Source organism: Streptomyces sp. MGP-BFMKR1 (genome assembly GCF_057766585.1).
On sequence record NZ_CM173408.1, the window covers coordinates 2,565,179 to 2,588,023 of the forward strand.

At 76.9% G+C, this 22,845-nt stretch carries 2 protein-coding genes; both read right to left on the bottom strand.

Annotated features, from left to right (window positions below):
- Nucleotides 1-35 precede the first annotated feature (35 nt).
- Nucleotides 36-6,686 (bottom strand): type I polyketide synthase, encoded by a 6,651-nt coding sequence (locus tag AC3CHW_RS09480; RefSeq protein WP_488470157.1) that lies wholly within the window; start codon nt 6,684-6,686, stop codon nt 36-38.
- Nucleotides 6,683-22,804, bottom strand: coding sequence for a type I polyketide synthase (locus AC3CHW_RS09485; protein ID WP_488471012.1), 16,122 nt, complete (start codon nt 22,802-22,804; stop codon nt 6,683-6,685). Before AC3CHW_RS09485 ends, AC3CHW_RS09480 begins: the two co-directional genes overlap by 4 nt.
- Between the last annotated feature and the right edge of the window lie 41 nt (nt 22,805-22,845).

A 22,845-nucleotide genomic window follows, 5' to 3' on the forward strand; every position in this document is an offset into this window, starting at 1 on the left:
GGGTTGTCACACCTATCCGAGTATCCGAAACGGCTTCAGGGGGTTTCGAGTTCGTTGTCGAGCAGGTCGAAGAGTTCGTCGTCGCTGGCCTCCCGCACGCTGGCGCCGTCCGGCCCGTCGTCGGGCTCGCCGCCACCCTGACCGCCCCAGCGGGCGAGCAGCGTGTGCAGGCGGGCGGTGACCTCGCCGCGCAGCGTCTCCTCGGCGGCGAGGGCAGCGAGGATGGCCTCCGCCTTGTCCAGCTCGCCCAGCGCGTCCCGGGTGGACACCGTGGTGGCCTCGCCGAGCTGCCCGGCCAGGTGGCCGGCGAGCGCGAGCGGCGTGGGGTGGTCGAAGACCACGGCGGCTGGCAGCCGCAGCCCGGTGGCGGCGCCGATCCGGTTGCGCAGTTCGACGGCTGTCAGGGAGTCGAAGCCCACGTCGCGGAAGGCCCGTTCGGGCTCCACGGCCTGCGCCGAGGCGTGCCCGAGCACGGTCGCGGCGTGCGTGCGGACCAGGTCCAGCAGCAGCCGTTCGCGCTCGGCGCGCGGCGCGCCGGACAGCTTCCGCAGCAGGGCGCCCGCGCCGTTCGCCTGCTCGGCGGCGGCGCCGGCCGCGCTCCGGCGGGCCGGGGCGCGCACCAGGCCGCGCAGCAGCGGCGGTACGTCACCGCCGCCGGCCGCCCGCGAGGCCAGGCCCGCCAGGTCGAGCCGGATCGGCACCAGCAGCGGCTCGTCGGCGGCGAGCGCCGCGTCGAACAGCCGCAGGCCGTCGGCCGGTGCGAGGGCCAGCGCCCCGGAGCGCCCGACGCGGGCCAGGTCGGCCTGGTCCAGGTGCTCGGTCATGGCGCTGGCCTGGTCCCACAGGCCCCAGGCCAACGAGGCGGCGGGCAGCCCCAGGTCGTTCCCGCGGTGCCGGGCGAGCGCGTCCAGGTAGGCGTTGGCCGCCGCGTAGTTGGCCTGCCCGGGGGTGCCGAAGAGGCCGGAGGCGGAGGAGAAGAGGACGAACGCGGCCAGGTCGTGGCCCGCGGTCAGCTCGTGCAGGTTACGGGCCGCGTCCACCTTGGGCCGCAACACGCGCTCCACCTGCTCGTCCGTGAGCGAGGCGGCCAGCGCGTCGTCCACCACGCCGGCCACGTGCACGACGGCGGTCAGCGGCCGGTCGGCCGGGATCGCGTCGATGACGGCGGCCAGCGCGTCCCGGTCGGCCGCGTCACAGGCCACCAACTCGGGCTCCGCGCCAGCCGTACGCAGTTCGGCGAGCAGTTCGTCCGCCCCGTCGGCGGCCGGACCGCGCCGGCTGGTCAGCAGCAGGTGCCGTACGCCGTGTTCCGTCGCCAGGTGCCGGGCGACCAGGCGGCCCAGGCCGCCGGTGGCGCCGGTGAGCAGCACCGTGCCGGGCTCGTCCCAGCGACGGGGCATGGTCAGCGCGACCTTGCCGACGTGCTTGGCCTGGCTGACGAAGCGGAACGCCTCCGGCGCGCGGCGCACGTCCCACGAGCGCACCGGCAGCGGCGACAGCTCGCCGTGCGCCAGCAGGCCCACGACCTCGGTGAGCATGGCACCCAGGCGGTCCGGGCCGGCCTCGATGACGTCGAACGTCTGGTAGCGCACGCCAGGGTGCCCGGCGGCGACATCGGCGGACTCGCGGATGTCGGTCTTGCCCATCTCCAGGAAGTGCCCACCACGCGGCAGCAACGCCAACGAGGCGTCCACGTACTCCCCCGCCAACGAGTTCAACACCACATCCACGCCACGACCCCCGGTCGCGGCCAGGAACCGGTCCCGGAACTCCAACGAACGCGAGGACGCGAGGTGGTCATCGGCCACCCCGAGCCCGCGCAACACCTCCCACTTGGGCTCACTCGCCGTCGCGAACACCTCGGCCCCGCGCAACTTCGCCAACTGCACCGCCGCCATGCCCACACCACCGGCCGCCGCGTGGACGAGCACGGCGTCACCCGGGCCGATCCCGGCCAGGTCCACCAGCCCCATCCACGCCGTCAGGAACACCACCGGCACGGTGGCCCCCTGCTCGTACGACCAGCCGGCGGGCAGCGGGGCCAACAGGCGGTGGTCGGTGACGGCCTGCGGGCCGAAAGCGCGCGGCACGATGCCCAGCACCCGGTCGCCGGGCGCGACGTCGCGTACGCCGTCGCCCACGGCGAGCACGACGCCGGCCGCCTCGTCGCCGAGGAAGGGCGTGGCCTCGCCCGGGTACATGCCGAGCGCGATCAGCGCGTCCCGGAAGTTCATGCCGGCGGCGCGCACGGCGATCCGTACCTGTCCGGGCGCGAGCGGTTCGGCCACCTCGGGGCGCGGCAGCAGGGCCAGGTTCTCCAGGGTGCCGGCCGCCGTGAAGTCGAGGTGCCAGGGCCCGTCGGCGGGCGGGGTGAGCCGCCCGTCAGCGCCGGCCCGGGCCAGCCGGGGCACCCACACCTCGCCGCCACGCACCCGCACGTGCGGCTCGGCGCCGCTGAGCGCGGCCTCGGGCAGGGCGGGTTCGAGCGCGTCCGCCGCGGCGGCGCCGCGCGCCCCGTCGGCCTCGGCCCCGTGCCCCGCCGCCCCGCGCTCCGTGGCTCCTTGCTCCGTCGCCCCGTGCCCCGTGGCCCCGTCGGGCAGCGGCTCCAGCTCGACCAGGAGGAAGCGGTCCGGATGCTCGGACTGTACGGAGCGGACCAGGCCCGCGACGGCGGCGTGGGCGAGGTGGTCGGCGCGGACCACGAAGGCGAGCCGGACGGCGGCCAGCCGCTCGTCGGCCAGCCAGGCCCGCACCAGCTCCAGGGCCCCGGTCACCTGGGCCCGTACGTCCTCGGAGTCCGGCGCCCGCCAGAGCGCCACGTCGGGCAGGTCGTCGCCGAGCCCGGCCAGCGCGGCGAGCGCGCCGCGCGCCCCGTCGCCCGCGCCGTCGCCCAGCGGGGCCACCCGGACCGCGCCGGGGGCGGGCGGGTCGAAGGGCGCCGGGACCCACTCCACGCGGAACAGGGCGTCCCGGGTGGTGTCGGGCGCGGCGGCCCGCAGTTGCTCGGGGGTGACGGGGCGGGTGGCCAGCGTTCGGACGGCGGCCAGCGGCGCACCGGCGGCGTCCGCCAGCTCCACGCCGAGCGCGCCCTCGCCCACGGGCGTCAGCCGCACCCGCGCGGCGCCGGCCCCGGAGGCGTACAGCTCGACGCCCGACCAGGCGAACGGCAGCCGCAGCGTCGCGCCGGGCCCGTCCAGCGTGTCGACCAGCGCCCCGTGCAGGGCGGAGTCGAGCAGCGCCGGGTGCAGCCCGAAGCGCTCGGGCTCGTCGCCGCCGCCGTCCGGCAGGGCGACCTCCGCGAACACCTCGTCGCCCCGCCGCCAGGCGGCCCGCAGCCCCTGGAACGGCGGCTCGTACGTCGAGCCGATGGTCGCCAACCGGTCGTAGAAGCCCGTCAGGTCCACCGGCTCCGCGCCGGGCGGCGGCCACGCGGCGAGGTCGAACGCGGCGGCGCCCGTGGCGGGAGCGGCGGTCAGCGTGCCGCTGGCGTGGCAGGTCCACGGGGCGTCGGCGCCCGCCCCGTCGGCGCGGGAGTAGATCCGTACGGAGCGCGCCCCGTCGTCCGTCGGCTCGCCGACGGCGACCTGGATCCGCACGCCGCCGTGTTCCGGCAGCACGAGCGGGGCCTGGAGCGTCAACTCCTCGACGCGACCGCAGCCCACCTCGTCGCCGGCGCGGACGGCCAGCTCCACGAAGGCCGTGCCGGGCAGCAACACCGCGCCGCCCACCGCGTGGCCGGCCAGCCAGCCGTGCGTGTGCAGCGAGATCCGCCCCGTCAGCAACACCCCGCCGCCGTCGGCGAGTTCGACCGTGGCGCCCAGCAGCGGGTGCTCGGCCGAGCCCTGGCCCAGTGCCGTGGTGTCGGCCGGCGCGCCGGCCGACGGCAGCCAGTAGCGCTCGTGCTGGAAGGCGTAGGTGGGCAGCTCGACGGTGCGCGCCGGCCCGACGAGCGCGTCCCACCGCACCCGTACGCCGTTGACGTGGGCCCGGCCCAGGGCCTCCACGGCGCACTGCGCCTCGGGTCGCTCCCGGTGTAGGAGGGCCGCGCAGCGCACCGGCGCGCCGTCCTCGGCCTCGTCCAGGCACTCCTGGGCCAGGGCCGTCAGCGTCCCGTCGGCTCCCACCTCAAGGAGGAAGTCCAGATCGTCGGCGACGAGTCGGCGTACGGCGTCGTGGAAGCGTACGGGCTCGCTGACATGCCGCACCCAGTACTCCGGATCGCTCCAGTCACCGTCGACCCGACCACCGGTGGTCACCACGCCAAGCTCCGGCTTGCCGAAGGCCAGCCCGGAGACCACCGCGCGGAAGTCCGCCACCATCGGCGCCATCAACGGCGAGTGGAACGCGTGACTCACGCGCAGCCGCTTCACCCGTCGGCCCAGGGCCCGGAACCGCTCCTCCAGCTCCGCGACCGCCGCCTCCGCGCCCGAGACCACCACCGACGACGGCCCGTTGACCGCCGCCACGCTCACCTCGTCGGCGTGATCGGCCAGCGCCTCCGCCACCTCCGCCTCGGACGCCTGAACCGCCAACATCGCCCCACCAGCCGGCAACGCCTGCATCAACCGACCACGCGCGGCCACCAGTTCGCACGCGTCGGCCAAGGACAGCACCCCGGCCACATGCGCCGCCGCGATCTCGCCGACCGAGTGGCCGGCGACGCACTCCGGGGCCACGCCCCACGACTCCACCAGTCGGAACAGCGCCACCTCGAAGGCGAACAGGGCCGGCTGGGCGTACTCGGTACGCTCCAACACCGCAGCGTCCCCGCCCCACACCACCTCGCCCAACGGACGCGGCAGCACCCCGTCCAACTCCGCCACCACCGCGTCCCACGCCTCGGCGAACACCGGGAACGCCGCGTACAATTCACGCCCCATGCCCAGGCGCTGGCTGCCCTGCCCACCGAACAGCAGCGCGGTGCGGCGGGCGCCGCCGGCTCGAACGGCGCCGCGCACGGCGCCGGGGGCCTCGGTGTCGGCGGCGAGCGCCGCCAGGGCGTCGAGCAGTCCCGTGCGGTCACCGGCGACGACGACGGCGCGGTGGTCGAAGCGGGTGCGGGTGTGCAGCAGCGAGGCGGCGATGTCGACGTCCGCGAGGTCGGGGCGGGCCGCGGCGAACTCGCGCAGCCGCTCCGCCTGGCCGCGCAGCGCCCGCGGGCTACGCGCCGAGATGACCCACGGGACGACGGGGGACGGCGCGCCACCGGCCGCGCCGGGCGCGCGCTCCGTGCCCGGCTCCGTGCCCGGTTCAGCGCTGGCCGGCGCCGTGCTGCCCGGCTGGGCGTCCGCCTCCGTGGGGGCCTCGATGATCACGTGGGTGTTGGTGCCGCTGACGCCGAACGAGGAGACGGCGGCCCGGCGCGGCGCGCCGGTGTGCGGCCACTCGCGCGCCTCGGTGAGCAGTTCCAGGCCGCCCTGGGCCCAGTCCACCTTCGGGGTCGGCTCGTCGACGTGCAGCGTCTTGGGCAGCAGCCCGTGCCGCATCGCCTGCACCATCTTGATGACGCCGCCGACGCCGGCCGCGGCCTGCGCGTGCCCGATGTTGGACTTGAGCGAACCGAGCCACAGCGGGCGCTCGGGGGCGCGGTCCCTGCCGTACGTGGCCAGCAGGGCCTGTGCCTCGATCGGGTCGCCGAGGGTGGTGCCCGTGCCGTGCGCCTCCACGGCGTCCACGTCCGCCGCCGCGAGCCCGGCGTCCGCCAGGGCCTGGCGGATGACGCGCTGTTGCGCCGGGCCGTTGGGGGCGGTCAGGCCGCTGGAGGCGCCGTCCTGGTTGACGGCGGTGCCACGGATGACGGCCAGCACGCGGCGGCCGTTGCGCCGCGCGTCGGAGAGCCGCTCCAGGAGCAGCATGCCCGAGCCCTCGGACCAGCCGGTGCCGTCGGCCGCCGCGGCGAAGGACTTGCACCGCCCGTCGTGCGACAGCCCGCGCTGGCGGCTGAACTCGACGTACACCTCGGGCGTCGCGAGCACCGTCACGCCGCCCGCGAGCGCCAGCGAGCACTCGCCACGGCGCAGCGACTGGGCCGCGAGGTGCACGGCCACCAGCGACGAGGAGCAGGCGGTGTCCAGCGTCACGGCCGGGCCTTCGAGGCCGAGGGTGTAGGCGATGCGGCCGGAGAGCACGCTGCCCGCGTTGCCGATGCCGACGAACCCCTCGACGTCCCGGGGCACTTCGCCGATGGCCGCCCCGTAGTCGTGGTACATGATCCCGGCGTAGACGCCGGTTGGGGTGCCGGCCAGCGTCGTGGGGTCGATGCCGCCGCGCTCGACGGCCTCCCACGCGGTCTCCAGGAGCACTCGCTGCTGCGGGTCCATGGCCAGGGCCTCGCGCGGCGAGATGCCGAAGAAGCCGGCGTCGAACTGGTCGGCCCCGTCCAGGAAGCCGCCCTCGTTGACGTAGCTCTTGCCGCTGGCGTCCGGGTCCTGGTCGAACAGCTTCTCCAGGTCCCAGCCACGGTCGGTGGGGAAGGCCGACACGGCGTCGGTGCCGCCGGCGACGAGGTCCCACAGGTCCTCCGGGCCGCGCACGCCGCCCGGGTAGCGGCAGGCCATGCCGACGATCGCGATGGGCTCGGTGGCGCGCGCGGCGGCCTCCGCCTTCTCGCGGCGCAGCCGCTCGACCTCCTTGAGCGAGCTGCGCAGGGCACCGACGAGTTCGTCCGTGGACGTCTTGTTACTCACAGTTCGTTCTCCTGGGCCTTGCGGAGGAGGGCCTCCACGTCCATGTCGTCGATGTCGCCCGCCGCGTCGTCGGACTCGACGGCGGCGCCGGCACTGTCCGCGCCGGTGGCGGGCGCGGTGCCGTGCTCGGCGAGGCCGGCGAGCCGGAGCAGGTCGTCCACGACGCCGAGTTCGCTCAGCCGCTCCAGCGGGATGGTGGCCAGCGCCCGCCGCACCTGGTCCTCGGCGATCCCCTCGGGCAGGCCGCCGGTCGGGGTGGCGGCGCCGTCCGGGGCCAGCTCGGCGAGGGTGTACCGGGCCAGGGCGGTCGGCGTCGGGTAGTCGAAGACGAGCGTGGCCGGCAGCCGCAGGCCGAGTTCGGCGGTGAGCCGGTTGCGCAGTTCGACCGCCATCAGCGAGTCCAGGCCCTGCTCCAGGAAGCCGGTGTCGGCCTCGACGGCGCGCGGCGTGCCGTGCCCGAGGACGGTGGCCACGTGCTCGCGCACCAGGTCGAGCAGGAGTTGCTCGCGCTCGTCGGCCGGGGTCCGGGCGATCCGCCGCGACCACGGCTCGGCCGCGCCGGCCGCGCCGCCGCTCGCGCCGCCCGGCTGGGCGTCGCGCCGGGCGGGCGCCCGCACCAGGCCGCGCAGCAGCGGTGGCACCGGCTCCGTCGCGGCCCGCGACCGCAGCCCGGCCAGGTCCAGCCGTACGGGCGCGAGCAGCGCCTCGTCGGTGGCCAGGGCCGCGTCAAGGAGAGCCAGGCTCTGGTCGGTGGGCATGGCCACGACGCCGGCCCGGCTGCCCCGTGCCAGGTCGCCACGGCCCAGGCCGCCGGTCATGCCGCTGGCCTGCTCCCACAGGCCCCAGGCCAGTGAGACGGCGTGCTCGCCGGTGGCGCGACGGTGGTGGGCGAGGGCGTCCAGGAAGGTGTTGGCCGCCGCGTAGTTGGCCTGCCCGGCGCCGCCGATGAGGCCGCTGACCGAGGAGAAGACCACGAACGCGGCCAACCCGGAGCCCGCCGTGAGCCGGTGCAGGTGCTCGGCCGCGTCCGCCTTCGGGCGCAGTACGCGGGCGAGTTGGTCGGCGGAGAGCGAGGTGAGGACGCCGTCCTCGATGACGCCCGCGGTGTGGATCACGGCGGTCAGCGGGTGCTGGGCCGGGATGCTGTCCAGCACCGTGGCCAGCGCCCCGCCGTCGGCGGTGTCGCAGGCGATCAGGGCGACGTCGGCGCCTGCCTCGCGCAGCTCAGCGGCCAGCTCCATGGCCCCGTCGGCGGCCGGGCCGCGCCGGCTGACCAGGGCGAGGTGGCGCACACCGTGCGCGGCCACCAGGTGCCGGGCGACCAGGGCGCCGAGGGTGCCGGTGCCGCCGGTGACGAGCACCGTGCCGTTCGGGTCGAGCCGCCTCGGCGCGGCCCCGTCGGGCCCCGTGGCCGCGTCCGCCGTGGCGGTGGCCTCCCGTGCCTGGGGCGCCGCCGGGTGCCGGGTCAGGCGCGGGGTGAGGACCTGGCCGTCGCGCAGGGCGAGTTGGGGCTCGCCGCAGCCGACGGCCGCGGGCAGCGCGGCCCGGGAGGCAGCGCTGTCGTCCAGGTCCACCAGGGCGAACCGGCCCGGGTGCTCGGTCTGCGCCGCGCGCAGCAGGCCCCACAGCGGGGCCGCCGCCAGGTCGGCGGGGTGCTCGACGCCGGCCGCGACGGCGCCCGAGGTGACCAGGACCAGGCGCGAGTCGGCCCAGTTGTCGTCGGCCAGCCACGCCTGCGCGTCGGCCAGGACCCGGGCGGTCAACCGGTGCGCGGCGGCGGCCCGCGGCGCGCCGTCCGCGCCCCGTGCCCCGTTCGGCGCGGGCTGCGTCGCGTTCGCGCCCCGTGCCCCGTGCTCCGCCTCGGCCAGGGCCCGTTCGCCCGTCACGCCCAGCACGACCGTGTCCGGCACGGCGCCGCCGTCCGCGACGGTCGCCCGCAGGGCGGCCAGGTCGGCGTAGCCGCACGGGTCGACGCCGGCCTCGGTCAGGGCCCGGGTCAGGCCCAGGTCGTCGGCGCCGAGGACGGCCCACTGCTTGGCGGGCACGGCGCCGGGCAGGGCGCTCGTACGGGCCCACTCGACCCGGTAGAGCGCGTCGCCCGCGCCGCCGCGCGCCGCGCTGAGCTGGGCCACGGACACGGGCCGGGTGGCCAGCGCCGCCACCGAGGCGACCGGGCGGCCGGCGCCGTCGGCCAGCTCCACGGCGAGCGTGTCGCCCGCGCCCGGCGCGAGCCGTACCCGCACCGTGCTGGCGCCCGGCGCGTGCAGCCGCACGCCGCTCCAGGCGAACGGCAGTCGCACCTGGTCCGAGCCGCCGTCGAGCAAGCCGAGCAGGGCGCTGTGCAGCGCGGCGTCGAGGAGCGCGGGGTGCAGGCCGTAGCCGCCCGGGGCGCCGTCGGCGTCCTCGGGGAGGGTGACCTCGGCGTAGACCTCGGTGCCGCGCCGCCAGGCGGCGCGCAGGCCCTGGAAGGCGGGCCCGTAGTCGTAGCCGGCGTCGGCGAGCCAGGCGTAGAACCCGGAGACGTCCACCACGTCGGCGCCGGGCGGCGGCCAGGCCGCCGGGGTGCCGTCCTGGTCGGCGCGGAAGCCCGCGTCCTGGCCGGCGGCGTCGGCCGGGGTGAGGGCGCCGGTCGCGTGGCAGGTCCAGGGCGCGTCGGCGGCGTCGGCGGGGCGGGAGTAGACGCGTACGGGCCGCGTGCCCGCCCCGTCCGGCTCCTCGACCACGACCTGCGTGCGCACCGTCGCGTCGGCGGGCAGCGGCAGGGGCTCGTGCAGGGTCAGTTCGTCGAGCTGGCCGCAGCCGACCTCGTCGCCGGCGCGCAGCGCCAGCTCCACGAAGGCCGTGCCGGGCAGCAGCACCGTGCCACCCACCGCGTGGTCGGCCAGCCAGGGGTGGCTGGCCAGTGACAGGCTGCCCGTGCACACCAGGCCCCGCCCGTCGGCGAGCGGCACGGCCGCGCCGAGCAGCGGGTGGTCGGCCGCCGCGATGCCGGCCGCGGCGAGGTCCGCCCGGCCGCCGGCGGCCGAGCGCAGCCAGTAGTGCTCGCGCTGGAAGGCGTACGTGGGCAGGGACACGGCGTCGCCCGCGGGCAGCAGCCGGGTCCACGGCACGGCCGCCCCGTACGCGTGCAGGTGGGCCAGGGCCGCCGCGGCGGCGTGCGGTTCGGGCCGGTCCTTGCGCAGCGTGGGCACCAGGGCCACGTCGGACGCGTCGGCCAGGCACTCCTGCGCCAGGGCCGTGAGCGTGCCGTCCGCGCCGACCTCCAGGACGCGCGCCACGCCGAGGTCCGCCAACTCCCGCACCGCGTCCGCGAAGCGCACGGGCTCGCGGACGTGCCGCACCCAGTACTCCGGGTCGCTCCAGTCGCCGTCGCTCCGGCCGCCCGTCGTGACCACGCCGAGGGTGGGCGCGGCGTACGACAGCTCGGCCAGGGCGGCGCGGAAGTCCGCCACCATCGGCTCCATGAGCGGCGAGTGGAAGGCGTGGCTGACCCGCAGCCGCCTGACCCGCCGGCCGGCGGCCCGGAAGTGCTCCGCGACCGCGTCGAGCGCCGCCTCGGCGCCGGAGATCACCACCGACGTGGGGCCGTTGACGGCGGCGACGCTCGCCTGTTCGGCGTGGTCGGCCAGCGCCTCGGCGGCCTCGGCCTCGGTCGCCCGGACGGCCAGCATCGCGCCGCCGGTGGGCAGCGCCTGCATCAGGCGGCCCCGGGCCGCGACCAGTCGGCACGCGTCGGCGAGTGAGAGCACGCCGGCCACGTGCGCCGCCGCGATCTCGCCGACCGAGTGGCCGATCACGTGGTCGGGCACCACGCCCCAGGACTCCAGCAGCCGGAACAGCGCCACCTCCAGGGCGAACAGTGCCGGCTGCGCGTACTCGGTGCGCTCCAGCTCGGCCGCGTCCTCGCCCCAGACCACGTCGCCGAGCGGGCGCGGCAGCGCCCCGTCCAGTTCGGCGGCGACCGCGTCCCAGGCGGCGGCGAAGGCGGGGAAGGCGGCGTGCAGCGCGCGCCCCATGCCGAGCCGCTGGCTGCCCTGGCCGCCGAAGGCGACGGCGGTGCGGCCCGTGGTGGCCTGTCCGGTGAGCGCGGCGGGGGACGCCGTGCCGGTGGCGAGGTCGGTCAGCGCGGCGGTCAGCTCCGCGCGGGTCGCGCCGAGCACCACCGCGCGGTGGTCGAAGGTGGCGCGACCGCGCACCAGGGACGCGGCGATGTCGGCGTCCGCGAGGTCGGGGTGGGCCGCGACGAAGTCGCGCAACCGCTCCGCCTGCCCGCGCAGCGCCCGGGGGCTACGCGCCGAGAGCACCCACGGGACGAGCTCGCCCAGGGCCTGCCCGCCGGGCTCCGGGGTGGCGGCCGGCTCCGTGCCGGTCGGCGCCTCGGCTTCCGGCCGTACGGGGGCCGTCTCGGGTGCCGCCTCTTCGAGGATCAGGTGCGCGTTGGTGCCGCTGATGCCGAAGGCGGAGACGGCGGCCCGGCGCGGGGCGCCGGTCCGTGGCCACGGGCGGGCCTGGTTGAGCAGGCGTACGGCGCCCGCGTCCCAGTCCACCTCGGGGCTGGGCTCGTCCGCGTGCAACGTCCTGGGCAGCACGCCCTCGCGCAGGGCGAGGACCGTCTTGATGACGCCGGCGATGCCGGCCGCGGCCTGGGTGTGCCCGATGTTCGACTTGAGCGAACTCAGCCACAGCGGCTCGTCGCCCGACCGCTGCTGCCCGTACGTGGCGAGCAGCGCCTGCGCCTCGATCGGGTCACCCAGGGTGGTGCCCGTGCCGTGCGCCTCCACCGCGTCCACGTCGCGGGCCGCGAGACCCGCGTTGGCCAGCGCCTGCCGGATGACGCGCTCCTGGGACGGGCCGTTGGGGGCGCTGAGGCCGTTGCTGGCGCCGTCCTGGTTGGTGGCGGAGCCACGGATGACGGCGAGCACGGGGTGGCCGTTGCGGCGGGCGTCGGAGAGCCGCTCGACGAGGACCATGCCGGCGCCCTCGGACATCCCGATGCCGGCCGCGTCGGCGGCGAACGCCCGGCAGCGGCCGTCGCGGGCCAGGCCGCGCTGGCGGCTGAAGCCGATCAGCGGCTGCGGCGTCGACATCACGGTGACGCCGCCCGCCAGGGCCATGGCGCACTCGCCGTTCCGCACCGCCGCCGCTGCCAGGTGCAGCGCCACCAGCGAGGAGGAGCAGGCGGTGTCCACGGTGACGGCCGGGCCCTCAAGACCGAAGGTGTAGGCGACACGACCGGAGACGACGCTGTTGTGGTTGCCGGTCAGCAGGTGGCCCTCGTAGCCGTCGGGGACGCGGCCCACGCCGGCCCGGTAGTCGGACGGGTTGGCGCCGACGAACGTGCCGGTCATGGAGCCCTTGAGGGCGTGCGGGTCGATGCCCGCCCGCTCCATGGCCTCCCACGCGGTCTCCAGCATCAGCCGCTGCTGCGGGTCCATGGCGCGCGCCTCACGCGGCGACACGCCGAAGAAGCCGGCGTCGAACTCGGCGGCCTCGTACAGGAACCCGCCCTCGCGGGCGTAGACGGTGCCCTCCCGCGCGGGGTCCGGGTCGTACAGGTTGGCCAGGTCCCAGCCCCGGTCGGTGGGGAAGCCCGAGATGGCGTCCACCTCGTCGCTCACCAACCGCCACAACTCCTCGGGCGAGTTGGCGCCGCCCGGGTAGCGGCAGGCCATCGAGACGATGACGACCGGGTCGTCGTCGGCGGCGGAGGCCGCGGCGGGCACGGGGGCCGGCGCGGTCGCGGTGGGCGCGGCGGCCGGCGCCTCGGCGGCCTCGTCGGCGAACAGCCGGGTGGCCAGGTAGCCGGCCAGGTCGAGCGGCGACGGGTAGTCGAAGATCACGGTGGCGGGCAGCCGCAGCCCGGTGGCCGCGTTCAGCCGGTTGCGCAGGTCCACGGCGGTGAGCGAGTCGAAGCCGATGTCGCGGAAGGCGCGGCCGGGTTCGATGCGCGCCCCCGACGCGTGCCCGAGCACGGCCGCGGCCTGCGCGCGCACCACCTCGGCCAGCTCCGCGACCCGCTCGTCCTCGCCCAGCTCCGCCAGCTTGCGGTGCAGCGCCGAGGTGTCGGCGTCGCCCGTCTCCCGCGCGGCGGCCTCCAACTGGCGGCGCGCCTCCGGGATCTCGCCGAGCAGCCTGCTGGGCCGGTAGGAGGTGAAGATGGTGGTGAAGCGTTCCCAGTCGATGTCCGCGATGGCGACGAACGTCTCGTCGTGCTCCAGCGCCTGCCGCAGCGCGTCGCAGGCCGTGTCCGGCTCCAGCATCGGCAGGCCCTGGGCGCCGACCCGGTCGCTCAGCTCCTTGCGCTGCTCGGCCGCGCGCTCGTCCCAGTCGTGGAAGGCGTCCCAGATGCCCCAGGCCACCGAGGTGGCGGGCAGCCCCTGGGCGCGCCGCTGCTCGGCGAGCGCGTCCTGGTGGGCGTTGGCGGCGGCGTACGCGGCGTGGTCGCCGCTGCCCCAGAAGCCGGCGATGGAGGAGAAGAACACGAACGCGTCCAGGTCCTCGCCGGCGAGCAGCTCGTGCAGGTGCTCGGAGCCACCGACCTTGGCCGCGTACACGTCGTGGAAGTGCGCGGGGCTGGCCGACTCGATGGGGCTGAGGTCGGCGACGACGGCGGCGTGCATGACGGAGCGGATCGGCCGGCCCTCGGCCCTGAGCCGCTCGATGAGGGCGGCGACCGCGTCCCGGTCGGCGATGTCGCAGCCGACGACGGTGCCGCGCGCGCCCAGCTCGGCCAGCTCGGCCTCCAACTCGGCCGCGCCGGGCGCCTGCCGGCCACGGCGGCTGGTGAGCACCAGGTCCTTGGCCCCGTTACGGGCCAGCCAGCGGGCGAAGCACGCGCCGAGCGCGCCGGTGCCGCCGGTGATGAGCACGGTGCCGGCGTCGGGGCGCCAGGTACGGGTGGGTCGCGCGGCGCCGAGCGGGGCGCGCACCATGCGGCGGGCGAGGGTGCCGGTGGCGCGCAGCGCGAGCTGGTCCTCGCCGGCGGGGTCCGCCAGGATGCCGGCCAGCCTGCGCAGCGTCCGCTCGTCCACGGCCGGCACGGGTACGGGCCGCGCGGACCCGGCCCGCGACGGGGCGGCCTGCCCGGGGGTCGCCGGTGGCGTGTCGGGGGGCGTGGGCAGGTCCACCAGGCCGCCCCAGCGGCGCGGGTACTCAAGGGCCGCGACCCGGCCGAGGCCCCAGATCTGGGACTGCGCCAGGCTGGCCGGTGCGTCGGCGGGCCCGGTGGACACGCCGCCCTGCGTCAGGCACCACACCGGGGCCGCCAGGTCCAGCGTGCCGAGCGCCTGGAGCAGCGCGAGCGTGCCGGCGACGCCGTTCGGCAGCGACGGGTAGGTGGCGTGCGGGCTCTCGTCGAAGGCCCACAGGGACAGCACACCGCCGGGCGCCGGGTGCTCGGCCAGCAGCGCGCGCACCCGCTCCGTCAGCCGCTCGGGCTCGGCGTCGGCGCTGGTCACGGTCAACGGGGCGACGCGGGCGCCGCGTTCGGTCAGGAAGCGGGTCAGCGACTCGGTCAGCTCGGTGTCGGCGTACGCGGCCGGGACCACGAGCAGCCAGGTACCGGACAGGACGGGCACGGCGGTGCCGGACACCGGCTGCCAGTCGATGCGGTACCGCCAGGAGTCGATGACGGAGCGCTCGCGGCGCTGCCGCCGCCACGAGGACAGGGCGGGCAGCACCGCGCCCAACTCGTCGCCGTCGCCGGCCACGCCGAGCGTCGCCGTCAGCTCCGCCAGGTCCTCGCGCTCGACGGCGGCCCAGAACGCCGCCTCCACCTCGTCGCCGGCCGCCCCGGCCGCCCCGTCCCTCTCGTCCGCGTCCGGCGCGGCGTCCTGGAGCCAGTAGCGCTCGCGCTGGAAGGCGTAGGTGGGCAGGTCCACCACGCGGGCGCCCGGGAACGCCGGGGCCCAGTCGATCGTCGCGCCGGCCACCTGGGCCTCGGCGAGCGAGGCCAGGAACCGGCCCGGGCCGCCCTCGCCGCGCCGCAGCGAGCCGACGGCCACGACCTCGGCGCCGTCGGCGCCGGCGCGCTCGGCGGTCTCGCCGACGGCCATGGTCAGCACCGGGTGCGCGCTGCACTCCACGAACAGGCGGTGCCCGTCCGCGATGAGCACGCCCGTGGTGCGCTCGAACTCGACGCTCCGGCTCAGGTTGCGCACCCAGTACGCGGCGTCGAGCCCGGCCGTGTCCAGCGGCGCCCCGTTCACGGTCGAGTAGAACGGCACCTCGGCCGAGCGCGGCGCCACGCCGTCCAGGACGCGCAGCAACTCGTCCCGGACCGACTCGACCTGCGGCGTGTGCGAGGCGTAGTCCACGGGGACGCGCTTGACCCGTACGTCATCGGCCTCGCACGCCGCCACCAGCTCGTCCAACGCCGCCGGCTCGCCCGCCACCACCGTGGCCGACGGGCCGTTGACCACGGCGACGGTGACCCGCTCGCCGTACGCCGCGACGCGGGCCTCGGCCTCGGCGCGCGGCAGCCCGAGCGAGACCATCCCGCCCTTGCCCGCCAACTCCTGGCGGATCACCCGGGACCGCAGCGCCACCACGCGCGCCCCGTCCTCCAACGTCAGCCCACCGGCGACGACGGCCGCCGCGATCTCACCCTGCGAGTGGCCGACCACGGCTGCCGGCTCCACGCCGTACGAGCGCCACAGCTCGGCGAGGGAGACCATCACCGCCCACGAGACGGGCTGGACGACGTCCACCCGCTCCAGCGAACCGTCCAGCTCGGCGGCGAAGTCCCAGTCGATGAACGGGGCCAACGCCTCGCCACACCGTGCCATCGACTCCGCGAACACCGGGGCCGAGGCCATCAACTTCCGCGCCATGCCCACCCACTGGGCGCCCTGGCCCGGGAAGACGAAGACGGGGCGCGGGGCGTCCTCGGCGGCCTGGCCACGGACGACGGTGGCCGTGCCGGGTTCGGCGGCGGCCCCGTCGAGGGTGTCGCGCTCCAGGGCGGCGAGACCCCGGACGAGCGCGGCCCGGTCGTGGCCGATGACGGCGGCGCGGTGTTCGAGTCCCCAGCGGGTGGTGGCCAGGGACCAGCCGACGTCGGCGGGGCTGAGCGCCGGGTCGGCCTCGACGAACTGGCGCAGGCGCGCGGCCTGGGCGCGCAGCGCCTCGGGCGTCCTGGCCGACACCAGCCACGGCACCGGCCGCTCGCCCGCGGCCTCGGACGGGGCCACGGCGGGCCGGTCCACGGCGGACGGGGCGGGCGGGGCGGCCTGTTCGAGCACCACGTGGGCGTTGGTGCCGCTCACGCCGAAGGAGGAGACGGCGGCCCGGCGCGGGCGGTCCGGAGCGGGCCAGGGGCGCGCCTCGGTGAGCAGTTCGACGGCGCCGGCCGACCAGTCGATGTGCGGCGACGGCTCGTCCACGTGCAGCGTCTTGGGCAGCGTGCCGTCGCGCATCGCCATCACCATCTTGATGACGCCGCCGACACCGGCCGCAGCCTGGGAGTGGCCGATGTTGGACTTGAACGAGCCCAGCCACAGCGGCTCGTCCCCCGCCCGCTGCTGCCCGTACGTGGCGAGCAGCGCGTGGGCCTCGATCGGGTCGCCCAGGGTCGTACCGGTGCCGTGCGCCTCGACGGCGTCCACGTCGGCGGCGGAGACCCCGGCGTTGGCCAACGCCTGCCGGATGACGCGCTCCTGCGAGGGTCCGTTGGGCGCGGTGAGGCCGTTGCTGGCCCCGTCCTGGTTCACGGCCGAGCCCCGTACCACCGCCAGCACCTGGTGCCCGTTCTTCCGCGCGTCGGAAAGCCGCTCCACGAGCAACACGCCCACGCCCTCGGACCACCCGGTGCCGTCGGCCGCAGCGGCGAACGACTTGCACCGACCGTCGGCCGCAAGGCCCTGCTGCCGGCTGAACTCGGTGAACACGCTCGGCGTGGACAGCACCGTGACGCCGCCGGCGAGCGCCAGTTCACACTCGCCCCGGCGCAGCGACTCGACCGCCAGGTGCAGCGCGACCAGCGACGAGGAACACGCGGTGTCCACGGTGACGGCCGGGCCTTCGAGCCCGTAGGTGTAGGCGAGCCGGCCGGTGACGACGCTGCCCGCGGTGCCGGTGGTCAGATAGCCCTCGACGCCCTCCGGGTAGCGCGCGACGCGGCTGGCGTAGTCGTGGTACATCACGCCGGCGAAGACGCCCGTGCGGCTGCCGCGCAGCGTGGCCGGGTCGATGCCGGCGCGCTCGAAGACCTCCCAGGAGGTCTCCAGGAGCAGGCGCTGCTGCGGGTCCATGGCAAGCGCCTCGCGCGGCGAGATGCCGAAGAACGCCGCGTCGAACTCGGCCGCGTCGTAGAGGAACCCGCCCTCGCCGACGTACGTGGTGCCCGCGCGCTGGCCCTCCGGGTCGACCAGGCTCGCCACGTCCCAGCCACGGTCGGCGGGGAAGCCGGCGATGGCGTCGGTGCCCTCGGTGACCAGGCGCCACAGGTCCTCGGGCGAGCGGATGTCACCGGGGTAGCGGCAGGCCATGGCGACGATGGCGATCGGCTCGTCGGAGGCGGCGGCCGACGCCGTCTCGGCGCGCTCGGAGGCTCGGGCGCGGCCCGCGTCGCCGTCGAGCTTGCCGCGCAGGAAGCGGGCCAGCTCGGCGGGGGTCGGGTAGTCGAAGACGACGGTGGCGGGCAGCTTGACGCCGCTGGCGGCGCCGAGCCTGTTGCGCAGTTCGACGGCGGCCAGCGAGTCGAAGCCGTGCTCGCGGAAGGAGCGGGAGACGCTGATCGCGCCGGCCGACACGTGGCCGAGGACGGCGCCCGCGTGCTCGCGCACCAGGTCCGTCAGAAGCCGCTGCGCGTCCCCCTCGGAGAGCCCGGCCAACCGGCCGGCGAGCGCCGAACCACCGGCCGAACCGGCGACCGCACCGCTCGCGGCGTTGCGCGCGGCCCGCCGCTGCGGCACCCGCACCAGGCCGCGCAGCAGCGCCGGCACGTCGTGACCGGCCGCCAGGAGTTCGCGCGGGGCGAGGCGGGCGGGGACCAGGAGCGCGCTGCCGGCGCCGGTGTCCTCGGCGTCGGCTCCGGCGGGGTCGGCGGGCTCGGCGGAGAGCGCGAGGGCGGCGTCGAAGAGGGCGAGCCCGTCGGCGGAGGAGAGCTGGCCGACGCCGGTACGGGCCAGGCGGCGCACGTCGCCGCCGTCCAGGTGCCCCGTCATGCCGCTGGCCTCGGCCCAGAAGCCCCAGGCGAGCGAGGTCGCGGCGAGGCCGGCCGCGCGGCGGCGGGCGGCGAGCGCGTCCAGGTAGGCGTTGGCGGCGGCGTAGTTGGCCTGACCCGCGGTGCCGAGGACGCCGGCGACGGAGGAGAACAGCACGAACGCGGCCAGGTCGAGCCCCGCCGTCAGCTCGTGCAGGTGCAGCGCGGCGTCCGCCTTGGGGCGCAGCACGTTCTCCAGTCGCTCCTCGCTCAGGGCCGCGACGATGCCGTCGTCCAGCACGCCGGCGGTGTGCAGCACGGCGGTCAGCGGGTGCGCGGCGGGCACGCCGGCCAGCAGCGCGGCCAGCGCGTCCCGGTCGGCCACGTCGCAGGCCACCACGGTGGCCGTGGCGCCCCGTTCGGCCAGCTCGGCCACGAGTTCGGCCGCGCCGGCGGCGTCCGGGCCACGACGGCTGGTCAGCAGCAGGTGGCGGACGCCGTGCTCGGCGACCAGGTGGCGGGCGAACAGCGCGCCGAGCGTGCCGGTGCCACCGGTGATCAGCACGGTGCCCTCGGGGTCCAGCGGCCGGGCCGCCGGGGCGGGCGCGGAGCTGACCCGGACCAACCGGGGCACGGCGAACGTGTCGCCCCGTACGGCGAGTTGGGGCTCGCCGGTGGCGAGCGCGGCGGCCAGCGCGGCGCGCACCGGGCCCGTGGCGGCGGTGGCCGCCAGCCCGGTCGCGGTCGCGTCCCCGGCGAACCAGTCCTCGTCCGCCTCGATGAGCACGAACCGCCCGGGGTGCTCCGTCTGCGCGGAGCGCACCAGGCCCCACACCGCCGCGTGGGCGGCGTTGCCGGCGCGGGTGACCAGGGCCAGCCGGGAGTCGGCGAACCGCTCGTCGGCGAGCCAGGCCCGGATCAGGCCAAGGGCCTCGTCGAGCGCGGCGCGCAGCTCGTCGCCGGAGCGCAGCACGGCCACCACGGCGGACGGCGCCTCGCCCGGCGCGCCGTCCGGCGCGGGCCTGGCGGCGACGGCCGCCAGGTCGGGGGCGTCCGCGCCCAGCACCACGAGCCCGTCCGGGGCCCGCGTCTCCCCCGCGCCGGTGGCCACGGCCTCGCCGGCCGGCAGCGGCGTCCAGGCCACCCGGTACAGCGCGTCCTGCCCGGCCGCCGGCGGGCCCCCCAGCGCCTCGGGGGCGACGGGGCGCAGCGTCAGCGACTCGACGGTGGCCACCGGGGCGCCCGCGGCGTCGGCGAGGTGCAGGGCCACCGTGTTCGGGCCGGTGGCCGTCATCCGTACCCGCGCCGTCGCGGCGCCGGTGGCGTGCAACGTCACCCCGCTCCAGGCGAACGGCAGCCGCACCGGCTGGTCCGGGGCGCCGATGGCGTCGAGCAGCGCGGTGTGCACGGCGGCGTCGAGGAGCGCCGGGTGCAGCCCGAACTGGTCGGCCCCGTCGGCGGACTCCAACTCCACCTCGGCGTACAGGTCCGTGCCCCGCCGCCAGGCGGCGCGCAGCCCCTGGAAGGCCGGGCCGTAGGCGTAGCCGAGCCCGGCGAGCCCGGCGTACGTCGCGTCCAGGGCCACCGGTTCGGCGCCCGGCGGCGGCCAGGTGGCGAGTTCCTGGCCCGCGCCGGGGGCCAGCGGCGCCAGCACACCGGTGGCGTGCCGGGTCCACGCCCCGTCGGCGCCGTCCGCCCCGTCGGCACCGTCAGTCTCGCCGTGGGCGCGCGCGGCGCCGTGCGGCGTGGTCGCGGGCTCCGGCCGCGCGTACAGGTGCAGCGGGCGGTGGCCGTCGCCGTCCGCGTCGCCGACCACCACCTGGACCTGCACGCCGCCGCGCGTGGGCAGCGGCAGCGGGGCCTCCAGGGTCAGTTCCTCGATCCGGCCGCAGCCCACCTCGTCGCCCGCCCGTACGGCGAGTTCGACGAAGGCCGTGCCCGGCAGCAGCACCGTGCCCGCGACGGCGTGGTCGGCCAGCCACGGGTGGCTGGAGAGCGCGATCCGGCCGGTGAGCAGCGCGCCGCCGCCGTCGGCCAGGCTGACCGCCGCGCCGAGCAGCGGGTGCCCGGCCGCGGCGAGCCCGATGGCCGCCGCGTCGCCGCGACCCGGCGAGCGCCGCAGCCAGTAGCGGCGGCGCTGGAAGGCGTAGGTGGGCAGCTCCACGGTGCGCGCGTCACCCAGCAGCGCGGACCAGTCGATGCCCGCGCCCGCCGCGTACGCCTCGGCCGCCGACAGCAGGAACCGGTCGGGCCCGCCCTCGTCGCGGCGCAGCGACCCGACGGCCACCGCGTCGGCGCCGGCGTCCTCAGCGGTCTCGCCGAGCGCCATCGCGAGCACCGGGTGCGCGCTGCACTCGATGAACAGGCCGTGCCCGTCGGCCAGCAGGCGCCGGGTGACCTGCTCGAACTCGACGGTCTGGCGCAGGTTGCGCACCCAGTACGCGGCGTCGAGCCCGGCCGTGTCCACCGGTTCGGCGGCCACGGTCGAGTAGAACGGCACCGTCGCGGAGCGCGGCGCGAGCCCCGCCAGGGCGGCCAGCAACTCGTCACGGATCGAGTCCACCTGCGGCGAGTGCGAGGCGTAGTCCACCGGGATGCGCTTGGCCCGTACGTCGTCGGCCTCGCACCCGGCCACCAACTCGTACAGCGCGGCGGGTTCGCCAGCCACCACCGTGGACGAGGCCCCGTTGACCGCGGCCACGGCCACCCGGCCCGCGTACGGGGCGATGCGCTCCTCAGCCTGGGCACGGGGCAGGCCCAGCGAGACCATGCCGCCCTGCCCGGCGAGGCGCTCACCGATCACCTTCGAACGGAGCGCGACGACGCGTGCCCCGTCCTCGTGGGACAGCGCCCCGGCCACCACGGCGGCGGCGATCTCACCCTGCGAGTGGCCGACCACGGCCGACGGCCGCACGCCGTACGCGCGCCACAGCGCCGCGAGGGAGACCATCACCGCCCACGACACCGGCTGCACCACGTCGACGCGGTCGAGCCCGGGGGCGCCGGCCTCGCCACGGACGACCGCGCGCAGCGACCAGTCGGTGTGCGGGGCGAGCGCCCGCGCGCAGCGCTCCATCGACTCCGCGAAGACCGGCGAGGACTCCCAGAGTTCACGGGCCATGCCGGCCCACTGGGCGCCCTGCCCCGGGAAGACGAAGACCGTCCGCACGCCCTTGCGGGCGGCGCCGGTGGCGACGACGGGCGACGCCTGGCCGTGGCCGGCCGCGGCCAGGCCGTCGAGGAGCGCCTGCCGGTCGGCCGCGACGACCACGGCCCGCTGGTCCAGCTCGGCCCGGGTGCGAACCAGCGAGGCGGCCACGTCCCGGGGCGCCCATTCGGGGCGCTCGGTGAGGAAGGCGTGCAGCCGCAGCGCCTGCGCGCGCAGCGCGTCCGGGTTGCTGCCGGAGACCACCCAGGGCACCGCGCCGGCGGTGGTGCCGACGCCGCTGTCCCCGTGCTCCGTGGCCCCGTCGCGCTCCGTGGCTTCGTCGCGCTCCGTGGCTTCGTCGCGCTCCGTGGCTTCGTGCGGCGTGGGTTCGGAGTCCGCCGGCTCGGGCTCGGGGGCCTGCTCCAGGATCACGTGCGCGTTGGTGCCGCTGATCCCGAACGAGGAGACACCAGCCCGCCACGGCTCCGCCTTCTCCGGCCACGGCCGCGCCTGGGTCAGCAACGACACCGCACCCGCCGACCAGTCGATGTGCGGCGACGCCTGTTCCGCGTGCAACGTCCGGGGCAACACACCCGCCCGCAGCGACATCACCGTCTTGATCACACCAGCCACACCGGCCGCCGCCTGCGCGTGCCCGATGTTGGACTTCAGCGAGCCGAGCCAGACCGGTTCCGCGCCCGGCTGCCGCTGGCCGTAGGTGGCCATCAGGGCGTGCGTCTCGATGGGGTCGCCGAGCCGGGTGCCGGTGCCGTGCGCCTCGACGGCGTCCACGTCGCGGGCCTCAAGCCGGGCGTCGGCCAGCGCCTGCCGGATGACGCGCTCCTGCGCGAGGTCGTTGGGGGCGGTGAGGCCGTTGCTGGCGCCGTCCTGGTTGACCGCCGAACCACGCACCACCGCGAGCACCCGGTGCCCGTTCCTCCGCGCGTCGGAAAGCCGCTCCACGACGAGGACGGCCACGCCCTCGCCGACGCCGAACCCGTCCGCGTCGGCGGAGAACGCCTTGCTGCGGCCGTCGGCCGCCAGGCCGCGCTGCCGACTGAGGTCGACGACCCAGTTGGGGCTGGCCATCACGGTGACGCCGCCGGCCAGGGCCATGGAGCACTCGCCACGGCGCAGCGACCGCACGGCCAGGTGCAGGGCGACAAGGGACGAGGAGCAGGCGGTGTCCACGGTGACGGCCGGGCCCTCAAGGCCGAGCGTGTAGGCCACCCGCCCGGACATGACGCTGGTGGTGGTGCCGACCATGAGGTAGCCCTCCAGGTCGGCCGCCTCCGGGTCGCCCACGCGCGGCGCGTAGTCCTGCGGGATCGCGCCGACGAAGACGCCGGTGTCCGCGCCGCGCAGGGACGCCGGGTTGATCCCGGCCCGCTCGAACGCCTCCCAGGAGGTCTCCAGGAGCAGCCGCTGCTGCGGATCCATGGCCAACGCCTCGCGCGGCGAGATGCCGAAGAACTCCGCGTCGAACTCGCCCGCGCCGCTGAGGAACCCGCCCGCGCGCACGTAGCTGGTGCCCGGGCCGCCCATGTCCGGGTCGTAGAGCGCCTCCAGGTCCCAGTCCCGGTCGGCGGGCAGCGGCTGGATCGCGTCCCCGCCGTCGGCGACCAGCTTCCACAGGTCCTCGGGCGACGCGATGCCGCCGGGGAAGCGACAGGCCATCCCGACGATGGCGATCGGCTCGTGGTCGCGGCCCTCGATGCCCTGCAGGCGCTGCTTGGTCTGGCGCAGGTCGGCGGTGACGAGCTTGAGGTAGTCGCGGAGCTTGTCTTCGTTGGAGGTCATGGAGGTTGGGCTCCCGGCGCGAAGAATGAGGGTGGCGGCAAGGGCGGAGGATCGGGCGGAACGGGCTG